The sequence below is a fragment of the Actinoplanes sp. M2I2 genome, assembly GCF_023544445.1.
Classification (GTDB): Bacteria; Actinomycetota; Actinomycetes; order Mycobacteriales; family Micromonosporaceae; genus Actinoplanes.
On sequence record NZ_JALPVJ010000004.1, the window covers coordinates 628,210 to 639,687 of the forward strand.

Consider the following 11,478-nt stretch of genomic DNA (forward strand, 5'->3'; position numbering starts at 1 on the left):
GCCTCCGGAGAAAAAACGACGCACGAATCGACGCAACTTCAAAGTAAGGGTACGGTACAGCTCGTGGCCAATCACACGCTCGAGGGAAACCTGCATCGGGGCATACCCCGGCAGGGCGCCTCGCCGAACGCGCTGATCGACGCGATTCAGGGGACGCTCGCCGACTTCCTGGCCGCCCAGATCGCCTCACTCGACGCGATCGACCCCGCCCTCGGCCGCTTCGCCCGCACCGCCCGCGAGCTGGTGCACGCCGGCGGCAAGCGACTGCGACCCGTCTTCGCGTACTGGGGCTGGCGTGGCATCGCCGGACCCGACGCGCCGGTCGAGCCGGTGCTCCCGGCCTTCGCCGCGCTCGAGCTCATGCACACCTTCGCGCTGGTGCACGACGACGTGATGGACGACTCCGACACCCGCCGGGGCCGGCCCACCGCCCACCGCATCTTCGCCGACCAGCACCAGGAGGACGGCAGCGTCGGCGACCCCGGGCGCTTCGGCTCCGCCGCCGCCATCCTCATCGGTGACCTCTGTCTCGTGTGGGCCGACCAGCTGCTGGCCCGCGCCGGCTCGCCGCCGACCGTCCGCGCCTGCTACGACCGCATGCGCGTCGAAGCGATCGCCGGGCAGTATCTCGACGTTCTCGGCGAAAGTCAGCCCGGCGCCTGGTCGGTCGACCGCGCCCTGCTCGTCGCCCGGCACAAGACGGCCAGCTACACCGTCCAGCGCCCGTTGCAGCTCGGGCTGGCTCTGACCGGTTCCCCGCAGAACGAGTCCCACCAGGCCTACGGCACCTACGGGCTCGCCGTCGGTGAGGCCTTCCAGCTGCGGGACGACCTGCTGGGTGTGTACGGCGACCCGGCCGTGACCGGTAAGCCGGCGAGCGACGACCTGCGTACCGGAAAGCCCACCACCCTGTTGATGCTCGCCCGCAAGCTGGCCACCCCGGCCCAGCGGGCGGAGCTCACCCTGGACCCCGCCGGAGCCGTCAACCCCGCCGACGGCTCCGGCGGCTTTACCAAGGCCCAGATCGAGCGGCGCGCTCGCGTCATCACTGAGACCGGCGCGCCCGCGCGCCTCGAAGCGATGATCCAGGAGCGGGTCGCCGACGGCGTCGCCGCGCTGGCCCAGGCCCCCATCCATGAACAAGCGCGTGCGGCGCTCATCGAGCTGGCGGTTCGCGTCACGCACCGCCCGGCATGATGTCCACCCGGAGGTGCACACGATGAGAACCGTTACAGGACCGACCGACCACGTGGTCGTGGTCGGCGCTGGACTGGCCGGACTGGCCTGCGCCCTGCATCTGGCCGCGGCCGGCCGGCAGGTCACCGTCGTCGAGCGCGAGGCCGTGCCCGGCGGCCGGGCCGGACGGCTCAACCTGCAGGGGTACGAGTTCGACACCGGTCCGACCGTGCTCACCATGCCCGAGCTGATCGCCGAGCCGCTCGCCGCCGTCGGTGAGAACCTGTCCGACTGGCTCGAGCTGACCCCGCTCGACCCGGCCTACCGGGCGTTCTACCCCGACGGCTCGACGCTGGACGTCCGCACCGACACGGTCCGGATGGCGGCCGAGATCAGCCGGGTCTGCGGTCCCCGCGAGGCCGACGGCTACCTGCGGTTCGTCGACTTCGCCCGGCAGCTGTGGCAGCTGGAGCGCAACAACTTCATCGACCGGAACCTGGACACCCCGATCGACCTGGTCAACCTCAACCTGCTCAAGCTGCTGGGCATGGGTGGGTTCCGGCGGCTCCAGCCGAAGATCAACCAGTACTTCCGCGACCCGCGCACCCAGCGGATCTTCTCCTTCCAGGCCATGTACGCCGGTCTGGCGCCGCACGACGCGCTGGCCATCTACGCCGTGATCGCCTATCTCGACTCGGTCGCCGGCGTCTTCTTCCCCAAGGGCGGCATGCACGCCGTCCCGCGCGCCCTGGCCGGCGCGGCCGAGAAGCACGGCGTCACGTTCCGCTACTCGACCACGGTCACCGAGGTCGAGACGGTCAACGGCCGGGCCACCGCCGTGATCACCGAGGACGGCTCACGGATCCCGGCCGACGTGGTCGTCCTGAACCCGGACCTGCCCGTCGCCAAGCGCGACCTCCTGCCCCAGCCGGGGCGTCAGCGCAACCTGACGTATTCACCCTCCTGTGTGGTTCTGCACATCGGGTCGCGCCAGAGCTACAGCAAGATCTCGCACCACAACATCCACTTCGGACGCAGCTGGCGCGGCACGTTCCAGGAGGTCATCGACAAGGGGCTGCTGATGAGCGACCCCTCGCTGCTGGTCACCAACCCGACCCACACCGATCCCTCGGCCGCACCGGACGGGCGGCAGAGTTACTACGTGCTCGCACCGACCCCCAACCTCGTCGCCGGCCCGATGGACTGGCGTGGCGGCCTCGGCGAGAGGTACGCGTCCTCACTGGTCCGCACGCTGGAGCAGCGGGGCTACGTCGGCTTCGGCGACGGCATCGAGGTGCAGCAGATCATCACGCCGGCCGACTGGGAGGACCAGGGCATGGCGGCCGGCACGCCGTTCGCGGCCGCCCACACGTTCGCCCAGACCGGCCCGTTCCGCCCCTCCAACCTGCACCCCGGCCTCGACAACGTGGTCTTCACCGGCTCCGGCACGCAGCCCGGCGTGGGGGTGCCGATGGTGCTGATCTCCGGCAAGCTGGCCGCGGCCCGCATCACCAAGGTGAAGTCGTGACCGCGCGCGAGGCCCACCTGGTCGAGCTGGTCGACGCCGACGGCCACGCGGTCGGCACGGCCACCGTCGCCGACTCCCACCGCGCCCCGGGTCGTCTGCACCGGGCGTTCTCGGTGTTCCTGCGCAACGAGTCCGGGCAGGTGCTGTTGCAGCAGCGGGCGGCGGCCAAGACCCGCTTCCCGCTGCGCTGGGCCAACACATGCTGCGGGCACCCGTTGCCCGGCGAGGCGCTCGACGTGGCGGCCGCCCGGCGCCTGATCGAGGAGGTCGGGATCGCCGACGTGCCGCTGACCGAGGTCGGCGTGTACGCCTACTACGCCGAGGACCCGGCGACCGGCCGCGTCGAATACGAGTACGACCACGTGCTGGTGGGCGACCTCCCCGCAGACGTGCAGCCCGTGCCCGATCCGGACGAGGTGGCCGGCCTGCGATGGACGTCGCTGCCCGGGCTGCTCGGCGAGATGGAGAGCGACTCCCGGTCGTACGCCCCCTGGCTTCTCGGAGTCACTCAGCGCCTGGCCGAGGCGACCGAGGCGGTTGAGGTCCGTTCCGCCCATCCCGATGGCCGGTGAGGGACTCACCGCAGGGGCCGTCGCCCGCCGTCTCGGGGTGGCGGTCACCACTTTGCGTACGTGGCATCAGCGGTACGGCCTCGGGCCGAGCGAGCATGTGCCGGGCCACCACCGCCGCTACACCGAGCAGGACCTCGACCGCCTGCAGGTGATGCGCCGGCTGACCGCCCAGGGAGTCACCCCCGCCGAGGCGGCCGCGTGGGCGCAGCGGACCCCTCTCACCGTCGACGACGTTCCCCCACGGCAGGCCCGGGACGGCGGCGGCCACGCCATCGCCCTCGGATCGGTGGAGCCCGCCGCCCGGGGGCTGGCCCGCGCCGCCATGCGCCTGGACGCGTCGGCCATGCGCGACATCCTCGAGATGGTGATCGCCGACTGCGGAGTGATCCGGGCCTGGGAAGAGGTGGCGACGCCCGTGCTGATCGGCATCGGCGAGCGCTACGAGGCCACCAAGCGCTTCGTCGAGGTCGAGCACCTGATCTCGCGCACGCTGACCGAAGTCCTCGGCTCGGTGCGCCGCCCCGACAGCTCGGTGCCACCGAAGGTCCTGCTCGCCGCGGCCGACGAGGAGCTGCACACGCTGCCGCTCGAAGCGCTGGCCGCCGCCCTGGCCGAGGTGGGGGTGCCCAGCCGCCTGCTGGGCGCCCGGGTGCCACCCACCGCCCTGGCCGAGGCGATCGCCCGCACCGGTCCCGTGGTCGTCGTGCTCTGGTCGCAGACGCCCACCAGCTCCGACCCCGACCAGCTGGGCCGGGTCACGGCGCTGCCCCATCCGCCCCTGCTGACCGCCGCCGCCGGCCCCGGCTGGCCCGCGACGCTGCCCCCCGGCGTGCTCCAGCTCACCAGCCTCAACGACGCCGTGAAAACCGTCGCCGCCGCCGTCCGCTGACGTTCGCCCTGGTCAGGGCGTCGCCGCACGAAGGGGGATACCGGTTTGGAATGCGGGCGGTGGATCACGTATGCTTTCCAAGCCTCAAGCGGGGGCCCGGTTGGGGTCAAAGCCGAAAAGCATTGCAGACGTGCAATACTGACGGCGTTGCCCTCATCGTCTAGTGGCCCAGGACGCCGCCCTTTCAAGGCGGTAGCACGGGTTCGAATCCCGTTGGGGGTACTGGTAGGTTAGCGGCAGGCAGTCGCTAGGCTGACTGGTAAGAAGTACCGAGCAAGATGAACAAGCAAGGTCCTGTGGAGCAGTTGGAGTGCTCGCCGCCCTGTCAAGGCGGAGGTCGCGGGTTCAAGTCCCGTCAGGACCGCAACGCACGTCAAGGCCAGGTAGCTCAGTTGGTACGAGCGTCCGACTGAAAATCGGAAGGTCGGCGGTTCGACCCCGCCCCTGGCCACCAGGCCTCTCGCCGGGCACTGAGCATCGTCCACCAGCGGAAACGCTCGGTGGACGTTTTGCTGTCCGGCCTGCCTCAAAGATCAAGCCACCCGTGCGGCTCCTGGTGAACGAGCCATCTGTCGGCCGCTGTCCGGCATCGCCCGGGCGCAACCTCGCCATGGTCGGATGTCACTCATGACCGAGCCCGTCTCGTACCAGCCCGGCACCCGACGCGGTCGTCCGGTTTTCTGGGCGCTCGTCACCTTGGTGGTTGTGGCGATCGTCGCGGCGATCACGCTATGGCCCGACTCCCTCAGGGAACGGCATGACGCAGCTGTCGAGCTCTGCAAGACCGAAGTTGACGCGGTCGAACCGACGCCGTGGCGAAAGGTGTGGCAGGAGTCGTCGTTCCGGGTCGACGGGGACGAGGTGATCACGGTGTCCGGTGAGTTCGCCATGAAGGACGCCGGTTTGCGGCAGTTCAGCTGTGAGGTGGAGGACGGGAAAGTCACCAGCTCACAGATCGAACCTGACAAGTAGGCGCCCGCCCCGGCGAAAGAAAACGCGGTAGGGCCCAGCCGGGCTCTACCGCGTTTTGCTTCTGTCTGCGCCGATCAGGCTTCGAACCGCGTCCGACGACGCCGGGCCAGGACGAACCCGAACGCGCCCGCGGCGATCAGGACGGCCGCGGCGCCGCCGAGCAGCCCGGTCTGCGGGCCGGTGATCGGGAGACCGCCGCCCTCGCCGCCGGTGCCGCCCTCGCCGCCGCTGCCCGGCCCGCCGCCGGTGCCGTCACCGTTGCCGGTGCCCGGGCCGCCGGCGCTGAGCGGGTTGAAGACGATCTTTGCCGTGTCGTTCTTGGTGTTGATGTCGCGGGTGAAAAGCGCGCAGCAGGCCGGGTTGGACTCGACGAGGCCCTCGGCGTTCCGCAGCTCGGCCGTCAGCTTCACGCCGAACGTCCACGTCTCGGTCGTGCCGGTCTTGAACAACCTCGACGAGCTGCGGCACAGGTACCGAGGGGTGACCGCATCGGGACGGCTGGCGAGGCGGTGGCCGTCGACGCAGAGCTTCGGAACCTCCACGACCTCGGTGTCGGCCGGGAAGGTGACGACCGCGGCCGCGGCCGGCAGCCCGGGAACGTAGCCGTTCGGGTTCTGCGGGATGTAGCCGCTGTCCAGTGTGGCCGGACCGTGGTTGCGCAGCCCGACCGGCACGCTCACCGTGTCGCCCTCGGCCGCCTTGGCCTCGGTTCCCAGGGCGGCGAAGTCGGTGCCCTGCTTACCCGCGGACGTGATCGTGAGGATCTGCGACTCGTTCCCGCGGGACCCGTCCGTCTGGTCCGCACGCCGGGCCGCGGACATCACCGGGGTCAGGGACAGCGTGCCGCCGTTCCCCTCGTCCCCGAAGGGAGGGTTCCTGAGCTGGTCGTAGCTCTCGACCAGGTCGTCGAAGTCGGCCGGGGTCATCCATCGGATGCTCTCGCTCAACTTCACCGGCGCGGGGACGTCCGGGCGCAGGCGGCGCGGCAGGCGGACCTCATAGGTCGTGCCCGGCTGCAGGTCCTGATCGAACGTGCACGCGCTCACCTGGTCGCCGCGGTACAGGCAGTTGGAGAACCGCTTCGGGTCGGTGGTGCCGTACAGGTCACCGCGATCGAGAGTCACCACGGCGCCGTGCACGACCTTGTCGGACTCGTTCCTGACCTGGTGGGTCTGGTCGAACGAGGAACCGCGCTTGACGGTGAGCTCAGGATCGCGGGGACCGGCGGCGCTCAGGTCGACTTTCTCGACGACGGTCACCTTCGCGGTCTTGGTGACCGGCGCGAGGCCCTCGGCGGTCAAGGTCATGGTGATCGTGCCGGTCTGGCCGACCTTGGCCTCCGACGACGCGATCAGCTCGGGCGAGAGCGACGGGTACGGCCCCTCCGGCGACGGAAGGGACAACGAATCCGGGCCCAGCTTGAAGCCGAACCTGTAGTCGCAGGTGTACATCGGCTTGAAGGCCGAACTGCACTCGCCTTGGCTGTCGCTGACCCGGATGCCCTCCAAGCCGGCCGACAGCTCGAAGGTCAACTGCGCCCGCGGCACGGAGATCGGTTGATCCGAGAACATGATCGCGCGGACGCCGGCGTAGCCCGGACCCTGAGGGACCCGGGTATCCAGCATCCCGATGGTGATGGCAGGGCCGGCGGCCTGGGCCGGCGCGGCCACGCCGACCGCCGCAGCGGCAGCAAGGGCAACGGCGCCGAGAGCCAGGCGCCGCCCGAGATTGTGGTACATGAGCAGGTCCTCCCGTGAAGAGCTCCCAGGACCGGAGCGCTCCGGAGCATAGAGGCCGCTCACTTCGCACGCAGCCCCGTCGACGGGCGCGGTGTTCCACTATTGTGCGCCGCCGAATAGCTGGCTATTATGTGTCGCATGATAGATGGCGGAGATGCGGATCGGCAGGCTCAACTGCTGCGCGGTGCGCTCGACATGTGCCTGTTGGCGCTGCTCTCGCAGCATCCCGGCCATGGCTATGAGCTGGTGCGGCGGGTCGGCGAGGCCGGTTTCCCGTCGGCCGGTTACGGCACTATCTATCCGCTGCTCACCCGCATGCGGCGGCTCGGCCTGGTCGCTCAGGAAGTGCAGGACAGCCCGCACGGCCCGGCTCGCAAGATCTACGCGGTCACCGGCGCCGGGCGTGAGCGGCTCGCGGATTGGACCGCGCAATGGAACGAGTTCGTCAATGTCGTCGGCCGCGTCCTGGCCGACGACCCCAGCCAGGCGAGGAGCCGAGGATGACCATCGACGAGGCGATCACGGCCGCCGCCCGGGAGTGGCGCAGGCTGGGCCTGCGGTCACGGGATCGTCAGGCGCTCGCCGCCGACCTGCGACTCGACCTCGAAGCGGCCCTGGCTGACGGGGTGCCCACCGAGGAACTGATCGACGGCGACGTCACCGTCTTCGCCCGCCGGCTGGTCGAGGAGTCCGGGTTGCGGCCGGTGCCGGCACGGTACGGCCAGATCGCCGCGACCGCCCTGGCCGGCGCGGTGGTCGGAGTCCTCGTCGGCGTGCTGATCGTGGCCGGTGTCTACACGATCGTGGTCCAGGCGTTCAATCGGCCGGCCGACTTCACCATGCCCCCGGCGCTCGCGGCCGGCATCTACTACGGCGGCATCGGGCTGGTGGCGCTCGGCGGCGCAGTGATCGGGGTGCTGATCCTGTTGCGCCACCTCCCGGCCATCGGGCGCACCGCGGCGGCGATCGCGGCACTGACACCACTCAGCGCGGTCGTCCTGGTTCCTCTGATCATGATGTTCGCCCGGGTGACCGGCTACAGCACCTCGATCGCGATCGTCCTGATCGAGATCGCGCTGGCGATCGCCGGGTTCGCCGCCGTGATCACCGCGGCTCGGCGCTGGTCCCTCACGCACGCCTGACGACACGTACAGACGATGCCCGCGACGCCGGCCTCGGGGGACGACGTCGCGGGCATCGGCAGCGGAGACGACCGTGAGTGTGGCGGGCACCAGCCCTGGACCGCCACCGCTCCCTCACGACCGACTCTCCTGGTGAACCCTCTTTCCGCGAAGGTTCAGAATCGGCCGGGCGGGCCGGCGGATGAGACTTTTCAGCGGGGCAGTGCCGCGTCGACGCGGTCGAGCACCGCGAAGTCGCCGAGGCGCCTGCTCACATAGGCGATGGCCAAGCCGCGGGCCGGGTCCGCGTACCCCGCCGAGCCGCCCAGGCCGCCATGGCCCCAGGTGCCGTCGGGCTCGATCTGCACGCCTAAGCCCCAGGTGACGTCCTCGCCGATGAAGAGGTCCGGGCCCGTGTACTGGGGCACGGCCACAGCGGGCAGCGAGCCGTCGAGCAGGGCGGCGTAGAAGCGGGCGATGCCGTCGGCGCTCGCGTGCAGGTTCACCGCCGGCACCGAGGCGCGGCGCCACTCCGGGCTGTTGACGACGGCCAGATCCCGGGCGCCGGGCGGGTTGGCGATCGCCCGTTCCTTCGGTGAACCGGGGGCTCCCGCGTTGCGGGCCGGCCAGTCGGGGGCGTCGAACTCCAGGTCGGCACAGCGGGCGATGTCCTCATCGGACAGCGCGAAGCCGAAGTCGAAGGGGAGCTCGTCCGCGACGAACCGGGCGGGGGTCCGGCCGTCGACCCGGCGCACCAGTTCGCCGAGCAGGTGGCCGTACGTCAACGCGTGTTCGGCGGCCACGCTGCCCGGTTCGTATTCGGGGGCGGCCTCGGCCAGGTCGCCGCAGAGCAGATCCCAGTCGCCGAACGCGGACGCCGGACGGCTCACCGGAAACGACGGGAGCCCGGCAGTGTGGGACAGCAGCTGACGTACGGAAGCAGGGGCTCGGAAAGACGGCCAGTAGGCCGAGATCGGCGCGTCCAGATCGATCAGGCCACGGTCGGCCAGCAGCACCACGGCCATCGCGATGACCGGCTTGCCGGTCGAGTAGACCTGCACCAGAGTGTCCGGCCGCCACGGATCGGTGCGGGCCGTGTCGCGCCAGCCCTCGACCAGCTCGACGACCGGTTCGCCGGCACGCAGGATCGTCAGCGCCGAGCCGCCTCGTGGCTCGGTGGCGAACGCCTCGGCCACCGCCTCGAAACCCGGTGCGATCACGTCAGCGGTCCCTTTCCAGCACCCTCAGATTTCGTACGCCGTGCGCCCCGGCGACGCGCAACGTGTGCCCGATCCGGCGGTCCCCGACGACGATCATGTGGCGGTTGCGGGGAAGGCCCGCCGCGGCACGGACGATCATGGCAGCCGCGCCGTCGTCGAGCGAGTGCAGCATCCCGAGGTTCAGGTGCACATCCGGGTCGAGCCGCACGGCCTCGGACAGCGCGTCGCGCAACGCGCCGGCCCGGCTCACGTCCAGCGATCCGGTCATCCGGATGCCGGGCGGCACGTGCTGACGGCAGATCCGCAGCTCAGCGTCCTCGTGATAGACGGCCGCGGCCACCGTACGCGGGTGCGTCCTCGCGGCGTAGGCCAGCGTCACCGGATCGAACGCCTCCCGGTCGTACTCGCAGAGCGCGGTGAGCCCGCCGTCCGCGAAGAGCTTGGCCACCTCGTTCTCGAAGACGAGGAGCTGCTCGGCGCCCGCCTGCGGACGAGCGGCCCAGCACATGTCGAGACTGACCCGCAGGCCCCGGGGCGACTGACCGAGCTCGTCACTCAGCCGGCGCACCATGGCCGCCGCGCTCGGCGCCGACCCCGGCCCCCACAACTCCTCCACCGGGAGCACGGTCTCGCCCCGGTCGACTCCCTGCCGGCGCAGGTCCGCGGCCACCGGCGAGTCGGTGAAGCAGAGGACCCGCTCACCCCGGCGCAGGCCCTCGCTCACGAAGGCCGCGAGCAGGTCGAGCCGCTCCTCCGGCTCGGAATAGGTCAGACAGGCATGATCACCGGGCTCCAGCTGGTCCACCGACGTCATGACGCTCTCCCTCCGACCCTGGCCCAGGTACCCGGGCCGCTTCACCGCCATGCCCACCGCGGGGTTTCGCACGCGTGCGAGCGGGAAACGTCCTCTCATGCAGCTCTTGAACCGGTTGGAGAAGAACCGTTCCTTCGACGGCGTGATCGAGAAGGTGCAGTCCGTGATCGTGTCGGCGCCGGAACGGGTGCGGGACGTGCTGCACGGCGTGGGGCTGGGGCATCCCCTCCACCCGGTGCTCGTGCAGTTGCCGGTCGGCGCCTTCATGTCGGCCGCCGTGCTCGACCTGCTGCCGGGTCAGCGCCGCGCCGCCACGACCCTGATCGCCGTCGGTACGGCGACCGTGGCCCCGGCGGCCGCGGCCGGCTGGACCGACTGGTCCCAGATGACCAAGGACAAGCAGCGGGTCGGGCTGGTGCACGCCACGGCGAACGTGGTGGCGGTCGGCCTCTATGCGGCTTCCCTGGTGGCCCGGTCCCGCGGCCGGTCCGGACGGGTGCTGAGTTACGCCGGGCTGTCGGTGGCCGGGATGGGCGCCTATCTCGGCGGCCACCTCTCGTACGCCCGGGCCGGTGGCATGAACCAGGCGGCGCCCGACCTCAACCGGGTGCCTGCGGAGTGGACGTCCGTCGGGTCGCTCGCTTCCCTCCCCGAGGGCAAGCCGGCCGTACGGACTCTGCCCGACGACGTTCCCGTGCTGCTGTGGCGCCAGGGGGACGAAGTCACCGCGATGCTCGAGCGGTGCGGCCACGAGACCGGACCACTGGGCGAAGGGGAGGTCGTCGGCCAGGGACGGGACGCCTGTGTGGTGTGCCCCTGGCACGGCAGTACCTTCCGGCTCCGTGACGGCGTGGCCGTCCACGGTCCGGCGGCCAACGACCAACCGCTGCTGCGTGTCCGGGTCGAGGCCGGTCAGGTCGAGGTGGCCCAACCATGACGGTTTCCCAGCGCTGAGCTGCACAGATGCGAGACACTGGTACCCGATTTGGAGCCCGGGCAACGCGCGTGTAATGTTTTCCGAGCCGGCAGGGAAACGGGCGAGGCAGCGGAGAGATCCGCTCCGGCCGTCCTGCCAAATCCTACGGACTGCGGATCGCAGCAACGCTGCGCGCCTCGGACCGTGGGGTGACTAGGACGAAGCGGGACCAACCGGGAAAAACCGGTTGACAACCCCGGGAGGGCCTAGTAAAGTTGAGCGAGTGCCCCGGAGCGGTTAGCCGGGTGTGGTTGTTCTTTGAGAACTCAACAGGGTGCTTGATAAGCCAGTGCCAATTAGTAAGACCCCGGCCGGCTTGTCACTTTCTTCTCCTTCGGGAGGGATGGTGCAGGTTAGGTGGGAGATTCCTTTGGCAACATTATTTTGTTGCCGGGACGCTTTTCCAAAGATTTTGTTGGAGAGTTTGATCCTGGCTCAGGACGAACGCTGGCGGCGTGCTTAACACATGCA

11 protein-coding genes, 3 tRNA genes and 1 rRNA gene are annotated in these 11,478 nt (G+C 70.3%); 12 read left to right on the forward strand and 3 right to left on the reverse strand.

Going from position 1 to position 11,478, the window contains the following annotated elements:
* Positions 1 to 63 precede the first annotated feature (63 nt).
* From HJC40_RS10850 to HJC40_RS10885, 8 genes are all read left to right on the forward strand, one after another.
* The gene (locus tag HJC40_RS10850) at positions 64 to 1,197 is read left to right on the forward strand and encodes a polyprenyl synthetase family protein (protein WP_250000717.1); all 1,134 of its coding nucleotides are present in this window, start codon (positions 64 to 66) and stop codon (positions 1,195 to 1,197) included.
* Between the two features lie 22 nt (positions 1,198 to 1,219).
* Positions 1,220 to 2,704 (forward strand): phytoene desaturase family protein, encoded by a 1,485-nt coding sequence (gene crtI / locus HJC40_RS10855; RefSeq protein WP_250000718.1) that lies wholly within the window; start codon positions 1,220 to 1,222, stop codon positions 2,702 to 2,704.
* Positions 2,701 to 3,276, forward strand: coding sequence for an isopentenyl-diphosphate Delta-isomerase (gene idi, locus HJC40_RS10860; protein ID WP_250000719.1), 576 nt, complete (start codon positions 2,701 to 2,703; stop codon positions 3,274 to 3,276). The genes crtI and idi overlap by 4 nt, the downstream gene beginning before the upstream one ends.
* Complete coding sequence (locus tag HJC40_RS10865) at positions 3,266 to 4,165, forward strand: MerR family transcriptional regulator (RefSeq protein WP_250000720.1); 900 nt, start codon at positions 3,266 to 3,268, stop codon at positions 4,163 to 4,165. The genes idi and HJC40_RS10865 overlap by 11 nt, the downstream gene beginning before the upstream one ends.
* A 149-nt stretch (positions 4,166 to 4,314) precedes the next feature.
* A tRNA-Glu gene (locus HJC40_RS10870) sits at positions 4,315 to 4,387 on the forward strand.
* Between the two features lie 68 nt (positions 4,388 to 4,455).
* A tRNA-Asp gene (locus tag HJC40_RS10875) sits at positions 4,456 to 4,529 on the forward strand.
* A 13-nt stretch (positions 4,530 to 4,542) separates the two neighbouring features.
* Positions 4,543 to 4,619, forward strand: a tRNA-Phe gene (locus tag HJC40_RS10880).
* Between the two features lie 173 nt (positions 4,620 to 4,792).
* Positions 4,793 to 5,137: a hypothetical protein gene (locus HJC40_RS10885; RefSeq protein ID WP_250000721.1), complete on the forward strand. Its 345-nt coding sequence runs from the start codon at positions 4,793 to 4,795 to the stop codon at positions 5,135 to 5,137.
* Positions 5,138 to 5,211: 74 nt separating this feature from the next.
* Here HJC40_RS10885 and HJC40_RS10890 read toward each other — a convergent pair whose 3' ends face one another.
* Positions 5,212 to 6,876 (reverse strand): hypothetical protein, encoded by a 1,665-nt coding sequence (locus tag HJC40_RS10890; RefSeq protein ID WP_250000722.1) that lies wholly within the window; start codon positions 6,874 to 6,876, stop codon positions 5,212 to 5,214.
* A 138-nt stretch (positions 6,877 to 7,014) separates the two neighbouring features.
* On the opposite strand from HJC40_RS10890, the gene HJC40_RS10895 reads away from it, so the two are divergent.
* Positions 7,015 to 7,380, forward strand: a complete 366-nt coding sequence (locus tag HJC40_RS10895) for a PadR family transcriptional regulator (protein WP_250000723.1) — start codon at positions 7,015 to 7,017, stop codon at positions 7,378 to 7,380.
* Positions 7,377 to 8,018 (forward strand): hypothetical protein, encoded by a 642-nt coding sequence (locus tag HJC40_RS10900; protein ID WP_250000724.1) that lies wholly within the window; start codon positions 7,377 to 7,379, stop codon positions 8,016 to 8,018. The genes HJC40_RS10895 and HJC40_RS10900 overlap by 4 nt, the downstream gene beginning before the upstream one ends.
* Before the next feature lie 191 nt (positions 8,019 to 8,209).
* Here HJC40_RS10900 and HJC40_RS10905 read toward each other — a convergent pair whose 3' ends face one another.
* On the reverse strand, positions 8,210 to 9,217 hold the full coding sequence (locus HJC40_RS10905; RefSeq protein ID WP_250000725.1) for a serine hydrolase domain-containing protein: 1,008 nt from the start codon (positions 9,215 to 9,217) through the stop codon (positions 8,210 to 8,212).
* A gap of 1 nt (position 9,218) precedes the next feature.
* Complete coding sequence (locus HJC40_RS10910; RefSeq protein WP_250000726.1) at positions 9,219 to 10,031, reverse strand: MEDS domain-containing protein; 813 nt, start codon at positions 10,029 to 10,031, stop codon at positions 9,219 to 9,221.
* Positions 10,032 to 10,128: 97 nt separating this feature from the next.
* Between HJC40_RS10910 and HJC40_RS10915 the strand changes: the two genes are divergently transcribed.
* Positions 10,129 to 10,968, forward strand: a complete 840-nt coding sequence (locus HJC40_RS10915; RefSeq protein WP_250000727.1) for a Rieske (2Fe-2S) protein — start codon at positions 10,129 to 10,131, stop codon at positions 10,966 to 10,968.
* A 451-nt stretch (positions 10,969 to 11,419) separates the two neighbouring features.
* A 16S ribosomal RNA gene (locus tag HJC40_RS10920) occupies positions 11,420 to 11,478 on the forward strand; the annotation flags it as partial.

Excerpts from the sequence above, each read along its gene's own strand:
- HJC40_RS10900 (WP_250000724.1), top strand. The coding sequence starts at position 7,377 with ATGACCATCGACGAGGCGATCACGGCCGCCGCCCGGGAGTGGCGCAGG.
- crtI (WP_250000718.1), top strand. The coding sequence starts at position 1,220 with ATGAGAACCGTTACAGGACCGACCGACCACGTGGTCGTGGTCGGCGCT.
- HJC40_RS10865 (WP_250000720.1), top strand. The coding sequence starts at position 3,266 with ATGGCCGGTGAGGGACTCACCGCAGGGGCCGTCGCCCGCCGTCTCGGG.
- HJC40_RS10895 (WP_250000723.1), top strand. The coding sequence starts at position 7,015 with ATGATAGATGGCGGAGATGCGGATCGGCAGGCTCAACTGCTGCGCGGT.
- HJC40_RS10890 (WP_250000722.1), bottom strand. The coding sequence starts at position 6,876 with ATGTACCACAATCTCGGGCGGCGCCTGGCTCTCGGCGCCGTTGCCCTT.
- HJC40_RS10910 (WP_250000726.1), bottom strand. The coding sequence starts at position 10,031 with ATGACGTCGGTGGACCAGCTGGAGCCCGGTGATCATGCCTGTCTGACC.
- HJC40_RS10915 (WP_250000727.1), top strand. The coding sequence starts at position 10,129 with ATGCAGCTCTTGAACCGGTTGGAGAAGAACCGTTCCTTCGACGGCGTG.
- HJC40_RS10885 (WP_250000721.1), top strand. The coding sequence starts at position 4,793 with ATGACCGAGCCCGTCTCGTACCAGCCCGGCACCCGACGCGGTCGTCCG.